The sequence below is a fragment of the Streptomyces sp. NPDC058877 genome (assembly GCF_042742855.1).
In the GTDB taxonomy this organism is placed as follows: domain Bacteria; phylum Actinomycetota; class Actinomycetes; order Streptomycetales; family Streptomycetaceae; genus Streptomyces.
Window position 1 is genome coordinate 25,320 of record NZ_JBHYMF010000060.1, and the last position, 13,172, is coordinate 38,491.

11 protein-coding genes are annotated in these 13,172 nt (G+C 70.6%); 2 read left to right on the plus strand and 9 right to left on the minus strand.

Annotated elements, in window-relative coordinates; all coding sequences use genetic code 11:
- Nucleotides 1-359 precede the first annotated feature (359 nt).
- From ACFW2Y_RS16440 to ACFW2Y_RS16480, 9 genes are all read right to left on the minus strand, one after another.
- On the minus strand, nucleotides 360-701 hold the full coding sequence (locus tag ACFW2Y_RS16440; RefSeq protein ID WP_384878869.1) for a hypothetical protein: 342 nt from the start codon (nucleotides 699-701) through the stop codon (nucleotides 360-362).
- Nucleotides 689-2,752 carry an anthranilate synthase family protein gene (locus ACFW2Y_RS16445; RefSeq protein WP_384878872.1) on the minus strand — a complete coding sequence of 688 codons (2,064 nt, stop codon included), beginning with the start codon at nucleotides 2,750-2,752 and terminating at the stop codon, nucleotides 689-691. Before ACFW2Y_RS16445 ends, ACFW2Y_RS16440 begins: the two co-directional genes overlap by 13 nt.
- Nucleotides 2,749-3,363: an isochorismatase family protein gene (locus tag ACFW2Y_RS16450; protein WP_384878895.1), complete on the minus strand. Its 615-nt coding sequence runs from the start codon at nucleotides 3,361-3,363 to the stop codon at nucleotides 2,749-2,751. Before ACFW2Y_RS16450 ends, ACFW2Y_RS16445 begins: the two co-directional genes overlap by 4 nt.
- 55 nt (nucleotides 3,364-3,418) lie before the next feature.
- Entirely contained in the window at nucleotides 3,419-4,192 is a 774-nt protein-coding gene (locus ACFW2Y_RS16455) for a 2,3-dihydro-2,3-dihydroxybenzoate dehydrogenase (RefSeq protein WP_384878875.1), read from the minus strand.
- 63 nt (nucleotides 4,193-4,255) lie between these two features.
- A complete protein-coding gene (locus ACFW2Y_RS16460; protein WP_384878878.1) occupies nucleotides 4,256-5,425 on the minus strand; it encodes a 3-deoxy-7-phosphoheptulonate synthase in 1,170 nt (389 codons plus the stop codon).
- Nucleotides 5,426-5,606: 181 nt separating this feature from the next.
- Nucleotides 5,607-7,457: an asparagine synthase (glutamine-hydrolyzing) gene (asnB, locus tag ACFW2Y_RS16465; protein WP_384878880.1), complete on the minus strand. Its 1,851-nt coding sequence runs from the start codon at nucleotides 7,455-7,457 to the stop codon at nucleotides 5,607-5,609.
- A gap of 37 nt (nucleotides 7,458-7,494) precedes the next feature.
- Entirely contained in the window at nucleotides 7,495-7,749 is a 255-nt protein-coding gene (locus ACFW2Y_RS16470; protein ID WP_384878882.1) for a helix-turn-helix transcriptional regulator, read from the minus strand.
- A 574-nt stretch (nucleotides 7,750-8,323) separates the two neighbouring features.
- Complete coding sequence (locus ACFW2Y_RS16475; RefSeq protein ID WP_384878885.1) at nucleotides 8,324-9,085, minus strand: SDR family NAD(P)-dependent oxidoreductase; 762 nt, start codon at nucleotides 9,083-9,085, stop codon at nucleotides 8,324-8,326.
- A 133-nt stretch (nucleotides 9,086-9,218) separates the two neighbouring features.
- A complete protein-coding gene (locus ACFW2Y_RS16480) occupies nucleotides 9,219-10,604 on the minus strand; it encodes an MFS transporter (RefSeq protein ID WP_384878888.1) in 1,386 nt (461 codons plus the stop codon).
- Nucleotides 10,605-10,904: 300 nt separating this feature from the next.
- On the opposite strand from ACFW2Y_RS16480, the gene ACFW2Y_RS16485 reads away from it, so the two are divergent.
- Nucleotides 10,905-11,363: an SRPBCC family protein gene (locus ACFW2Y_RS16485; RefSeq protein WP_384878890.1), complete on the plus strand. Its 459-nt coding sequence runs from the start codon at nucleotides 10,905-10,907 to the stop codon at nucleotides 11,361-11,363.
- Between the two features lie 122 nt (nucleotides 11,364-11,485).
- Nucleotides 11,486-13,120: an FAD-binding oxidoreductase gene (locus ACFW2Y_RS16490; RefSeq protein WP_384878892.1), complete on the plus strand. Its 1,635-nt coding sequence runs from the start codon at nucleotides 11,486-11,488 to the stop codon at nucleotides 13,118-13,120.
- Nucleotides 13,121-13,172: the final 52 nt, after the last annotated feature.

Genomic DNA, 13,172 nt, shown 5'->3' on the forward strand with positions numbered 1-13,172 from the left:
GCGGTGTGCGGACGCGTCGTCGTGGTCGGTGGTCGGGCGGACGCGGCGGTGGGGTCCAGCCGCCGCGGTCCGTCGTGGGCACCGGGAGGTGTCGACCGTGCGCGCCGGGGGCGTCGAGGACGCCCCCGGCGGCGTGCGGCCCGAGCGGCAAGGGCGATCCGGTGGACGCGCCGCCAGACGGTCGGGGCTGCTTCCGGAACGGCCGGACAAACAGCGGTCCGGCCCGGACCGCTTGCGGTGCGCTCCGACGGGCTCCCGGGCCCTCGGCGGCCGTGACCCGGTCGGGCGCCTTCCGTCGGACGCCCTCGATGCCGCGCAGCGTCACCGGTACGTCGAGCGGGGTGTCGCACGGCACCCGGTCATCGTCCGTCGCCCTCCAGCGCGAGGCCGTGGCCGGCGAGGGCCGCGGTGGTGAACAGCCCCTCGACGGTGGCTTCGACGTCGAAGGAGAGGACGGTCGCCGGTGGGCGGCCGATGAGTTCGGCCGCCCTGGGAGCCATCGGTGCGGCGGCGGCCTCGGCCGACTCCCACAGGAGCACCGCCCCCCAGCGCTGTTGTGCGGCGTCCGAGATCCAGAACTTCAACCGCAGGCCGGCGACCTCGGCGAACCGGTCCACGGCCTCGTCCCGTAGGAAGGACCGCAGGGACTCCACCGTCTGCCCGGAACCTGCCAGGTCCCACCACACGATCACCGCGTGCACGAGCCCAGCACCTCCGTCATCAGGGAGGCGGTGATCGCCCTGCCGTGCTGGGAGAGCACCGACTCGGGGTGGAACTGCACGGAGGCGAAGCCGTCGCCGCGCAGGGCGTGCACCTCGCCGTTCTCGGGATCCCGGCAGATCTCGACGACTCCGCGCCCCGGGTGCTCGGTCTTGTCGGAGTCGGCGCGCGCGGCGAAGGTGTTGTAGAAGCCGACGCGTTCGCGCTGCCCGAAGAGGTCGATCTCGCGCTGCACGCCCTGGTTGGGCACCTCCCGCCGGACCACGGGGAGTCCGAGGTGGGCGGCCAGCACCTGATGGCTCAGGCAGACCGCCACGAACGGCCTTCGGTCCCGCAGCAGTCGGCCCACGGTGGTCCGCAGGTGGGCGATCTTGGGATCGTCGGTGGCACGCGGGTCGCCGGGGCCGGGGCCCATGACGACCAGGTCATGGGCGTCGGTGTCGTACGGCTCGTCGAAGCGCCGCACCGTCACCGTGAGGCCGAGCGAAGTGAGCTGGTGTCCGATCATGGAGGTGAAGGTGTCCTCCGCGTCCACGACCAGCACGCTGCGACCCCCGAGTCCGGCCACCGGTGCTTCGGCCTCCCCGCCCGCCCCGCTCAGCCAGAAGTCCGCGATGGTCTCGTTGCGGCGGCCGAGCGCACGAAGGACCTGCGGTGCGGTGGCGAGCCGGGGGGTGGCGGGGCCGTCCAGCGCCGCGAGCAGCCCGGCCGCCTTCGCCCGGGTCTCGGCGACCTCGGACGCGGGGTCGGAGTGGCGCACCAGCGTCGCCCCGACGCCGATCCTCAGCCTGCCGGACCCGTCGATGTCGGCGGCCCGAATGAGGATGGCTGAGTCCATGGCGGGGCCGCCGGAGGCGTCCCGCCCGACGAGGGCGGCGACCCCGCTGTAGTAGCCGCGCCCTTCCGGCTCGTACCGGCTGATGACCTTGGCCGCGCTCTCCAGCGGGGAGCCGGTGACGGTCGGCGCGAACAGCGTCTCGCGCAGGATCTCGCGCGGGTCACGGGTCGTGCGGCCCTCGATGAAGTACTCGGTGTGGGCGAGCCTCGCCATTTCCTTGAGGTGGGGCCCGGTCACCCGGCCGCCGGTCTCGCAGATCCGGGCCATCATCTTCAGTTCCTCGTCGACGACCATGTACAGCTCGTCGATCTCCTTGGGGTCGTCGAGGAAGTCGAGCACGCCGCTGAGGGTGGGGCCGTCGGCCGGATAGCGATAGGTCCCGCTGATGGGGTTCATCACGGCGGTGCCGTCGCTCAGGCTGACGTGCCGCTCGGGCGTCGCACCGACGAAGGTACGGGCACCGGTGTGGACCAGGAAGGTCCAGTAGGCACCGGTCTCGCGTTCCAGCAGGCGCCGGAAGAACGTCAGTGCGGTGGTCGGGGTGTAGCCGCTGATGTCGGCGGTGAAGGACCGCCTGACGACGAAGTTGGCGCCCTCGCCGGTGCCGATCTCGTCGGCGACCACCCGGCGCACCACGGCGGCGTAGGCGTCGTCGTCCGGCTCGAAACGGCCGTCCGTCAGGGAGACGGACCGGTCGGGCAGCCTGCACAGCACCTCGTCGAGCGGCAGGGCGTGCTGCTGGCGCACCTGGAGGGCGAGCAGGGGTTCGCCGTCGTCGACGGCGGCGAAGCCTCGCTCGGCGAGCTGCCGGTAGGGCACCAGGACGAGGACGTCGTGCCGGTCGCCGGCGGCGCGGGGCGCGTTCGGATCGTGCGGGTCCGGGGAGCGCCCGGCGCCGCGTGCGGACGGAGTCCCCGCGCCGCGCCGCGCCCCGGGGTCGTCCGTACGGTCCCGGGGGTCCGGGGCCTTCGCACCGTTCCCCGCCCCGCCGCGGTCCTCGTCGTCTCCCCAGCCGTCCGGCAGCGGGACCGCGGCCAGCGAGGCGCACTCGGTGACGTCGCCGAAGAGGAGGTCGACGGTTCCGGCACCGGTGGAGTGCGGTCGGTACAGGAGGGCGAAGGCGGGTGGTTCCCCGTCGAGCAGTGGGGCCAGCGGGTCGGCCCCGTTCGGGGCTGCCCGGTCCTGAACCGTCACCGTGTTTCCTCCAGTTCGGTCAGCAGTTGTTTGGTGGTGGCCACCCGGGCGCAGAGTTCCGCCGCGGAGATCAGGGCCGAGCGGTGGTGGGCGGCGGAGAAGTCGGCCACCGCGTCGGCGGCCAGGAAGGGCTGGATGTCATGGGTGTAGGCGTCCACCGCCGTCATCAGCACGCCGACGTGGGCGTAGACGCCGCAGACGAGGAGCTGGTCCCGGCCCGCGGCGCGCATCCGCTCCAACAGGTCGGTGCGGGCGAAGGCGCTGTAGCGCCACTTGGTGAACGTCCAGTCCCCGGGCGCGGGGGCCAGCTCGTCCACCACCTGACGGTCCTCGGGGGTGGTGCGCATGCCGGGCCCCCAGAAGTCGGCCAGCAGACCGCGCTCTTCGACGGTCATGTCGCCGGGCTGCGCGGTGTACGCCACCGGGACCCCGGCCTCGGCGCACCGTTCGCGCAGCAGCGTCGCGTTGCGCACCAGCGGTCCGCCCGGGGACTCGCTCCGGGCGAACGGCCGCAGGAAGTAGCGCTGCATGTCGTGGACGAGCAGGACGGCCCGGCGCGGGTCCGGGCTCCAGGAGGCCGGACCGTGCGGCAGGGCCCCTTGGGCGGGCATGGGATAGGCCCCGATGGGCGGGATGCCCGAGGTGGACCGGGTCACCGTCTTCTCCTCACTGGACACCGAGCGTCGCCCCGCCGTCCACGGTCAGGCTGTGCAGCGTGATGTGACCGGCCCCGTCCGACAGCAGGAAGGCGACCGCTCGGGCGATGTCCTCGGGAAGCGCTGGCTTGCCGAGAGGGATGCCGACCTTGAAGGCCGAAGGCGTTCCGGCCACCGATGTGCGCACGGCGGTGTCGCCCTCGTGCATGCCGCGCAGCATCGGGGTGTCCGTGGAACCGGGGGCGACCACGTTGCAGCGGATCCCGTGGCGGGCCACCTCCAGGCCCAGGCACTTGGTGAAGGCGGTCGCCGCCGCCTTGGACGCGGCGTACGCGGCCATCTCGGTACGTGCGGTGGCAGCCGCGTTGGAGGCGACCGTGACGACGGCGCCGCCGCCGCGCGTCACCATGCGGTCCACCACCGCCCGGGAGACGTGGAACACGCCCGTGGCGTTGACCGCGAAGGTGTCGGCCCAGTCCCGGTCGGTGAACGTACGGGCCTCGCCGAGCCGCAGCACGCCCGCCGCGTTGACCAGTGCGTCGACCGGTCCGACGGTGTCTTCGACGACTGCGACGGCGCGCTCGACGTCCTCGCTCGACGTGACGTCGGCCGGGACGGCGGTGACCCGCAGACCCCGGGCCGTCAGCCGGTCCACGACCCGCGCGAGGCGGTCCGCGTCCCGGTCCAGGGCGGCGACCCTCGCCCCTTGCTCCGCGAGGGTGCGTGCCACCGCTTCGCCGATGCCTCCGGCCGCCCCGGTGACCAGGGCTGTCCTGCCTTCCATGCTTCCTCCGTACGGGGACGTGCGGTGTGTTCGGTGCGCCCGCTGCCGGGCCGGGGCTCCCGGTCAGCCCCGCCAGGCCGAGACCACCTCGACCGCCTGTGCGGGGTTGAGCCGCGGGTCGCAGAAGCTCAGGTACTTCTCGCCGACGCGGTCGAGGTAGGAGGCGTTGGGCACGCACTCGGTGACCGTCTCGGGCGTGGTCTCCAGGTGAAGGCCCGCGGCAGTGCCGCCGTTCTCGCGGACCGCCTGCTGGAAGCTCTCGATCTCCCGTACCACGGTCTCCAGGAACCGGGTCTTCAGTCCGCTCGGTCCGCCGACGGTGTTGCCGTGCATGGGGTCGCTCAGCCAGAGGACGGGGTGGCCTGCCGAGGCCACGGACCGGACCAGCTCCGGCAGTCGCTCGGCGGCGGCTGCCTCGCCCATCCGGGCGATGAGGGTGAGTCGCCCGGGGCGTCGCTCGGGGTCGAGCTTCTCGCAGAGGGCGAGGAGTTCGTCGACGGACATGCCGGGGCCGACCTTGCAGGCGACCGGATTGCTGACGGCGGCGAGGAGTCCGACGTGCGCACCGTCGACCTGACGGGTCCGCTCTCCCACCCAGGGCCAGTGGGTGGAGGTCAGCAGCAGGGAGCCGTCGGGCTCACGACGCAGCAGCGGCAGTTCGTAGTCGAGGAGCAGGGCTTCGTGGCTGGTCCAGACGGGCAGTTCGAGTCGGTGACGCCGGGGGGTGCGCCAGCCGAGGTGGTGCATGGCGTCACTGGCCGCGCGGTAACCGGAGAGCAGGTGCGCCGGGTTGGCACGGCGCTCCTCGGGGTCGGGTTCCGGTCGGTTGACCATGTGGCCCCGGTAGACGGGCAGTTCACGGCCGGCGACGATCTCGGTGGGTCGGGAGCGTGGCTTGCCGAACTGTCCGGCCAGTCGCCCCACCCGGAGGACCGGTGTGAGCGAGGTCAGTTTCATGGTGCCCGCCAACAGGTCCAGCAGGGCGGTCTTGCGCGCGATGTCCGAAGGATTGCACTCGGCCGGGTCTTCGGCGCAGTCTCCCGCCTGGACGATCTGGACGTGTCCGGCGGCGGCCTCCATCAGGAGTTCGCTCAGCCGGTGCACGGCCTCGGCGTCGACCAGCGGCGGCATGTGCGCCAACTCGTTGCGGACCCGGGAGAGGTGCTGTTCGTCGGACCACTCGGGTTGTTGGAGGGCAGGCAGGGTGCGCAGGTGCGAGGAGATGTCGGTCACGGGAACCCCACGTGGATAGGCTGGTCCACCGTCACGGGACGGCGTCGGGGAAGTAGGCGTGCGTGTGGTGCGGGGGTGGCCCGGCACCGGCGGACGGGCCGGCGCCGGCGGCGCGAAGTGTGGCGGTGGTGGCGCGAAGTGTGGCGGTGGTGGGGGCTGCGCCGGAGGGCGCGTGCCGAGGTCAGAGTTCGATGCGGACGTCGTAGTCGGTGACCCAGGTGTTGAACTCGATCAGGCGCTCCAGGACTGCGCGGGCGCTCCAGGGGCCGCCGACGCCGAAGGAGCCCACGGGTCGGTCGAGCAGGCGGCGCACGTCCTGCTCGGACACGATGCGGTACACCGGGGCGTCCTCGGTGAGGATCTCCTCGACGGCCTTGCGCAGGGCGATTTCGTAGGACCGGTCCTGGGTGGAGGGGTAGGGGTTCTTCTTGCGGTCCAGGACCGAATCGGGGAGGAGTCCGCGCATCGCCTCGCGCAGCAGGCTCTTCTCCCGGCCGTCGAAGTTCTTCATGGCCCAGGGCGTGTTGTAGACGTAGTCGACCAGTCGGTGGTCGGTGAAGGGGACCCGGACCTCCAGGCTGACGGCCATGCTGATCCGGTCCTTGCGGTCCAGCAGGAAGTTCTCCCACCGGGTGATGTTGAGGTAGGTCAGCTCGCGCATGCGGGCTTCGAGGCCGCTCTCACCGGGCAACCTGGGCACTTCCGCCAGCGCCTCGTCGTAGCGCCGCTTGACGTAGTCGGTGAGGTCGAGACGGTCCCACAGGCCGATGTCGCGCAGCGCGCCGATGCCGCCCGCCTTCTCGAAGGGGTGGTGCCAGGGGAAGCCGTCGAGCTCGACGGCTTCCTTGTCGTGGAACCAGGTGTAGCCGCCGAAGAGTTCGTCGGCCGCCTCTCCCGAGAGCGCCACCGTCATCCGCTCCTTGAGGGCACGGCAGAGCAGGTACAGGGAGTACTCCATGTCCCCGGTGGAGACCGGGAGGTCCTGGGCCCGCAGCACCGCGGCCCGGACGTCGGGGTCGAGGACGTCGTCGTTCTCCAGCTCGACGATGATGTGTTCGGCACCGACCCGCTCGGCGACTTCGACGGCGAACGGGGTGTCCGGGTCCTCCCACTGCACATTGGACTCGAAGCGCTGCTCGTGTCCCACGAAGTCGACGGAGAAGGCGCGGATCGGTTCGGTGACGCCCCGTCGGGCGCGAGCGGCGGCAGCGAGCGCGGTGACGGCGCTGGAGTCCAGTCCGCCGGAGAGCAGGGTGCCGACGGTGACGTCGGCGACGAGCTGTCGGTCGACGATGTCCTCCAGCAGGGAGCGCACGCGTGCCACCGTCGCCGGCAGGTCGTCGGTGTGCTCGCGGGCCTCCAGCTTCCAGTACGTGAGGGTGTCGGAGCCCTGGCGCGAGAAGCGGACGACCGTCGCCGGAAGCACCTCGTGCATGCCCTTGAACACCGCCTGTCCCGGCGTCTTGACAATGCTGAACACCTCTCGCAACCCGTCGGCGTCGACGACCGCCTCCACCTCGTCGTGGGCGAGGATGGCCTTGGGTTCAGAGCCGAAGATCACTCCGTCTTCGGTCGGGTAGTAGTAGAGCGGCTTGACGCCCATCCGGTCGCGGACCAGGAGGAGTTCCTCGGTGCGCGGGTCCCAGATGGCGAAGGCGTAGATGCCGTTGAGGCGTTCGGCGAACGAGGCACCCCATTCGAGGTAGGCCCGGAGGACCACCTCGGTGTCGCTGGAGGTGCGGAACTCGTGGCCCAGCGCGGCCAGCTCCTCGCGGAGCTCCTGGAAGTTGTAGACCTCGCCCGTGTACGTGATGACGGGGAGGCCGCCGTCGTCCCCGGCGGCCATGGGCTGGCGACCGCCCTCGAGGTCGATGACCGCGAGTCGGCGGTGGCCGAGCACCGCGTGCCTCGACGTCCAGAGACCGCCCTCGTCGGGGCCCCGGCACGTCATGGTCTCGGTCATCGCCGAGGCCGTGCCGGTCGATCCGCTGAGATCGCGGTCGTAACCCACCCATCCGGCCAGTCCGCACATGAAAATTCAGGTCCTTTCGTTCAATGGGGGAGGGCGATCAGAAAACCTGCGAGTCGTGGAACAGCACATGCCTCGTGAGCTGAACCCGAGTGGATACGTCGAGTTTCACAAATGCGTTCCTCACATGCGTGTTGACCGTATGCGGAGAAACCGTCAGCTCCTCAGCCACCGCACGATTGCTCAACCCCATCGCCACCAGGCGAGCCACCTGCAATTCGGCCGGTGTCAGCGAATCCCAGCCCGACCGGTTTCTTTCCGGACGGGTCCCCCTCGTCGCCTTGAGCGTCTGCATCGAATCGCTTCCCGTGTCACTGCTTCACAGAGTGGGGACGAACCATCACACCCCCTGAGGTGCAGGATCATCCGCTTCTTCTCCGAACGACTACAGGAAGAAGGGTGCTCTGCCGACACCGCCGACGGCAAACCAGAACGAAGGACATCGTCATTCACCCCGAAGAATGTCAGGCATCGCAGACGATGTCAGCCGTGAAGCCTTCTGTCAGGAACGTTGAATTGCGTCAGGAACACGAGAGGACATCAAGTCCCGGGCGTCGTGTCAGGTATGGGCAGAGACCTCATGACAGACGGGAAGGATCAGGTCCGGCGGAATCGACGAGGTTCGGAGGACTTCATCAGCTCGTGCGAAGTCCGCCAGGTCCGGACAGAGTTCGTCAGGTCTCAAGAAAAGCTGCGCCCATGGTTTCCGTCACGCCCGGGCGGGCCCCACACGTCCACCGGATGACAAGAGGTCGGCACCGACCGGAACCGTCGACGGCGCGCCTCCGGACGCGAAAGCCCGAGGAGGGAGCCGCGACGTGCGCGACCCCCTCCTCGTGGCGCTCTGTCGCGCCCTGCGTACTCCGACGTCAGGCGGTGGCACCGCCGTCGATCACGTGGTCGTGGCCGACGACGTAGCTGGACTCCTCCGACGCCAACCACAGAACGGCGTTGGCGATCTCCTGCGGGTCGGCGACCCGACCCAGCGGCACGGTCGGGGCGAGGCGGGCATCACGCTGCTCGCGGGTCTCACCCGGGAGGTAGGACATCGGGGTGTCGATCGGGCCGGGGCTGATGGAGTTGATGCGCACGCCCTGCTGGATGTACTCGAGCGCGGCGGTGCGGGTGAGGAAGCTGACGCCTGCCTTGGACGTCGAGTAGGCGCTCATGCCCGCCAGACGCCAGTGGGCGCCCAGGTTGGAGGCGGTGTTGACGATGACGCCGCCGCCGTTGGCCGCCATGTGGGCGGTCTCGTGCTTCAGGGCGAGGAAGACGCCCGTGAGGTTGACGGACAGCACCTTGTTCCACACGTCCTCGTCGTGCTCGCCGACCGGCGTGCCGCCGCCGAGGATGCCCGCGTTGTTGAAGGCGACGTGCAGGCCGCCGTGGCGGGAGACCGCGGTGTCCACGAGCGCCTTGACGCTCTCGGAGTCGGTGACGTCGACGACGACGCCGGAGGCCGTACCGCCCTCGGCCTCGATCAGCTTGACCGTCTCGTTGACGGCTTCCTGGTTGAGGTCGGCCGCGACGACGGTCGCCCCCTCCTTGGCGAAGGACAGCGCCGCGGTCCGTCCCAGGACGCCGCCCGCGCCGGTGACGAGGACGACCTTGTCGGTGAAGCGTGCACTCATGATGAACCCTCTTTCTCGGTGATATCGCACGGATGTGCGGAAAAATGCGTGACATTGCGGTTCGTGGTGATACCCGGAGCCCCGACCGGGCGGGAAGCCTCCGGAGCGGACGCGCGCGACGCGCCCCCGCCCCTCAGCCGTGCGCGGCGCTCCGCGCGGCCCCCGCCCGGTGCCGGAGCAGGACGACGAGAGCGGTGACGGCGAGGGCGGCGGCGGCCCACCCGAAGGCGAAGCCGTATCCGCTCGCCTCCGTTGCGCCGTGGACGACGGCGAGCGGCACGAGGACGGCGAGGCCGACCGGCGGCCCGATCTCCATCGCCGTGTTCACGACCCCGCCGACGAGGCCGGCCTCCTCGGGCCGCGTGCCCTGCACCGCCCACACGGTCGCACCGGAGAAGGTGAAGCCCGCCCCGACCGGGAAGAGCGTGACCCCGACGACGAGCAGGCCCCAGTAGGCGGAGTCGGCGTCGACCGTGCTCAGCAGTCCCATCCCTGCCGCCCCCGTGGCCAGTCCGACGACCGTCAGCACGCCGGCGCCGAACCGGCGGGCCGCCCGACCGCCGACCGCCGCGGTGAACAGCACCGCGAGGACGGGCGGGAGGAATGCCGCCGACGTGCGCAGCGGCGAATACCCCAGGGCCTTCTGGAAGAAGAGTGCCAGCAGGAAGAAGTACGTCGCCATCGCGGCTGCCGTCAGGCCGATGGCGAGCAGCGCCGCGAGCCTTCGGGAGGACGCGAGCAGCGCGGGCGGGACCAGCGGTCGCGACGAGCGGCTCTGGACGATCGCGAACAGGACCAGCACCAGAACGCCGACTCCCGTCCAGACGGCGTCCGACTCTCCCAGACCGAAGATCAGCGCCGTCAGTCCGGCCGTGATGAGCAGGGCACCCGGCACGTCGAGCCGTTCGGACCTGCGTGCAGGCCCCTTCGGGAGCAGGGGCACGCACAGGAGGATCGCCGTGGAGACCACTCCCGGGGCCACGAAGACCCAGCGCCACTGGACCCAGGACAGGATCACTCCCGACAGGATGTTGCCGGTGCTGGCGCCGATGCTGGCCAGCACCCCCCAAACCGCCAGCGCCCGGGTGCGGCGCGCCGGGTCCGGGAAGACCGAGCCGAGCAGGGCCATGGCGGCGGGGGCCGCGAGGGCAGCGCCCACCCCCTGAGCGAACCGCGCCGCCACCAGGACCCACAGGGTTCCGGCAATCGCGGCGACGAGCGAAGCCAGTCCGAAGACGACCACCCCGGCGAGGAACACGGCCCGGTGACCGAGTTGGTCCGCGAGCCTGCCCCCGAGGACCAACAACCCTCCGAACGACAGGCTGTAGGCGGAGGTGGCGAAGACGAGGTCGGTGTCGGTCAGCCCCAGGTCCCGCTGGATCGCCGGAAGGGCAACCGTGATCACGGTGATCGTCGCGATCAGGGTGATCTGCACCGCCCCCAGGACCGCGAAGGCCACCCCGGGACGTTCCGGGGTCGACACCTCACGGGGCGAGCCGCCCACTGAAACGGTACCCATAACTGAACACTCATTCCACTATAGGGGTGTCAAGTAATCAAAACCCCTGCTGCAGATGCATTTGCAAGCTACCACACTCTGGATCGTTCAGTTCAGATTAACGTGCGAGAGAGGCCCGCAAGGAGGGTCCAACAGTCTTGTGACGGCTGGAAATCCGCCCTGCGGCATGGGGAACGCGCGCGGGAGGAGCACGCCGTCCATGGCCGGGAAGCGCCGATAGATCGCACGTTCATGCGATGTCCCGACACTGCGGACCCGCCAGACTTCAAGCCGTCCCACGGATCAGGAAGGCAGTGCCCCATGGCCATTTACAGTTGGACCCTCCCCGTCGCCGGACCGGGTGAGAACCCCGTCCGGCCGGATGCCGACCAGGTCTGGGAAGGACTGGTCCACAAGGCGGAGAACCCCAGTCCCTACGTGCCGGCGGTGACGGACTGCCGCGTCCTGGAACGCCATGACGACGGCTTCCTCCGCGAGATCACCGTGCGCGACGCGGAACGGATCCAGGAGCGCGTGACCTTCGAGGAGCGCGAGCGGGTGATCTTCCAGCCGGTCAACGACCCCTGCATCGAGCAGATCGTCAATGAACTCGGCACGGACGCGTCCGGTCTGCCCACCCTGACCCTGCGCATCACCCTTTCTGCGGCCGGGGTCGAGAAGGCCGAGCAGACCCGCTACTTCCTGCACGAGACCAAGCGCTACTTCTCGGACGCATTGGGATTCATCGTCGAGGGGCTCGTCCGGCGCCACGCGGGTTGACCCGCCGCACCCCGGCCCAACGCCCCTACGGGGCAGCGGAGCACGCCCCCCACGCCCGTTGCTCCCGCGCTTCGCACGCCCTCACCCCGCCCGCCATGAACCCGAAGAAGGAGCACATCGCCATGCCAGGCCATTCACGTCGCCGATTCGTCAGGAATGCCGCGCTGGTGGGTGGCGCGACGGCCGTCCTGCCCGCCGTCGCCGCCGCCCCGGCGGCGGGCGCCGGGTCCTCTGCGCCCGCCACCGCGTACCCGAAGAGCACGTCCTCTCCCGTCACCGTCCCGCCCTCCGACCCGCGCTATCGCGACCTCACCTGGGGAAGCAACCAACGCTGGGTCGGCACCCCGGACACCGTCCACCTGGTCGACACGGCGGACCAGGTCCTGGACGCCGTCCAGCAGGCCGTGAGGAGCGGCAAGGGCTTCGCCGTCCGCAGCGGGGGGCACTGCTACGAGGACTTCGTCAGCAACGAGCGCGTCCGCACGGTGATCGACCTGTCCGGTCTGAACGCGATCGGGTACGACGAGGGCCTGCGCGCCTTCTACGTCGAACCGGGCGCCCGCCTGGGCGACGCCTACCGGGCCCTGTACCACCGGTGGGGCGTCACCCTGCCGGGTGGAAGCTGCCCGACCGTTGGCGTCGGGGGCCATGTGGCCGGAGGCGGGTACGGCCCGCTGTCCCGACGGCACGGCCTCATCGTCGACCACCTCTGGGGGGTGGAAGTGGTCACCGTCGACTCGACGGGCAAGGCGGCCAAGGTGGTCGCCACCCGCGAGGCCGGGGATCCCCACCGCGCGCTGTGGTGGGCCCACACCGGAGGCGGCGGCGGCAGCTTCGGCGTGGTCACCCGCTACTTCTTCCGCTCCCCCCGAGCCACCGGCACCGCCCCGGCCGACCAGCTGCCCAAGCCGCCGTCCGAGGTCCTCATCTCGAACGTCACCTGGTCGTGGAGCGACATGACCGAGGCCTCGTTCACCCGTCTGCTGCGCAACTTCGGCAAGTGGTACGAGGCGAACAGCGCTCCCGGCTCTCCGTACGCGACGCTCTTCAGCCAGCTCAAACCGCAGCACCGCTCGGCCGGTTCGTTCTCCATGACGACGCAGATCGACGCGTCCGCACCGAACGCCGCCGAGCTGCTCGACTCCTACCTGGCCGCCGTCAACGACGGCACCGGCCTCTCCTACCGAGTGGACGACCGGCGCAAGATCTCCTGGTTGCACGCGGTGACCCAGTGGCCCGGCTTCACCGGCACCGACACCACCACCCGCTTCAAGGGCAAGTCCGCCTACATGCGGCGCGGCTTCACCGACGCCAACCTGAGGGCGTTCTGGAAGCACATGACCCGCACCGACTACGGGCACCCCGCGTCCCTGGTCATGATCACGTCGTACGGCGGTCGTATCAACGCCGTACCGGCGGCGGACACGGCCGTCCCGCAACGGGACTCGATCCTGAAGCTGCACTACGTGAGCTTCTGGACCGACCCCGCCGAGGACGCCACCCATCTGGACTGGGTCCGCTCCTTCTACCAGGACGTGTACGCCTCCTCCGGCGGCGTGCCCGCCCCCAACGCGGACACCGACGGCTGCTTCATCAACTACGCCGACGCGGACCTCGCCGACACCCGGTTCAACGCCTCCGGGATCCCCTGGCACGAGCTGTACTTCAAGGGCGGTTACCGGCGGCTGCAGATGGTCAAGGGCCAGTGGGACCCGCAGGACCTCTTCAGCCACGCCCTGTCGATCAAGGCGGTGTGACCGTGCCTTCCCTCTCCCCCGCCGCCGGGGAGCCTCCGGCACGCGGCTGGTC

Bases quoted from the DNA above. Each gene is read 5' to 3' on its own strand.
- ACFW2Y_RS16450 (WP_384878895.1), bottom strand. From the start codon at position 3,363: ATGCCCGCCCAAGGGGCCCTGCCGCACGGTCCGGCCTCCTGGAGCCCG.
- ACFW2Y_RS16485 (WP_384878890.1), top strand. From the start codon at position 10,905: ATGGCCATTTACAGTTGGACCCTCCCCGTCGCCGGACCGGGTGAGAAC.
- asnB (WP_384878880.1), bottom strand. From the start codon at position 7,457: ATGTGCGGACTGGCCGGATGGGTGGGTTACGACCGCGATCTCAGCGGA.
- ACFW2Y_RS16480 (WP_384878888.1), bottom strand. From the start codon at position 10,604: ATGGGTACCGTTTCAGTGGGCGGCTCGCCCCGTGAGGTGTCGACCCCG.
- ACFW2Y_RS16455 (WP_384878875.1), bottom strand. From the start codon at position 4,192: ATGGAAGGCAGGACAGCCCTGGTCACCGGGGCGGCCGGAGGCATCGGC.
- ACFW2Y_RS16470 (WP_384878882.1), bottom strand. From the start codon at position 7,749: ATGCAGACGCTCAAGGCGACGAGGGGGACCCGTCCGGAAAGAAACCGG.
- ACFW2Y_RS16490 (WP_384878892.1), top strand. From the start codon at position 11,486: ATGCCAGGCCATTCACGTCGCCGATTCGTCAGGAATGCCGCGCTGGTG.
- ACFW2Y_RS16475 (WP_384878885.1), bottom strand. From the start codon at position 9,085: ATGAGTGCACGCTTCACCGACAAGGTCGTCCTCGTCACCGGCGCGGGC.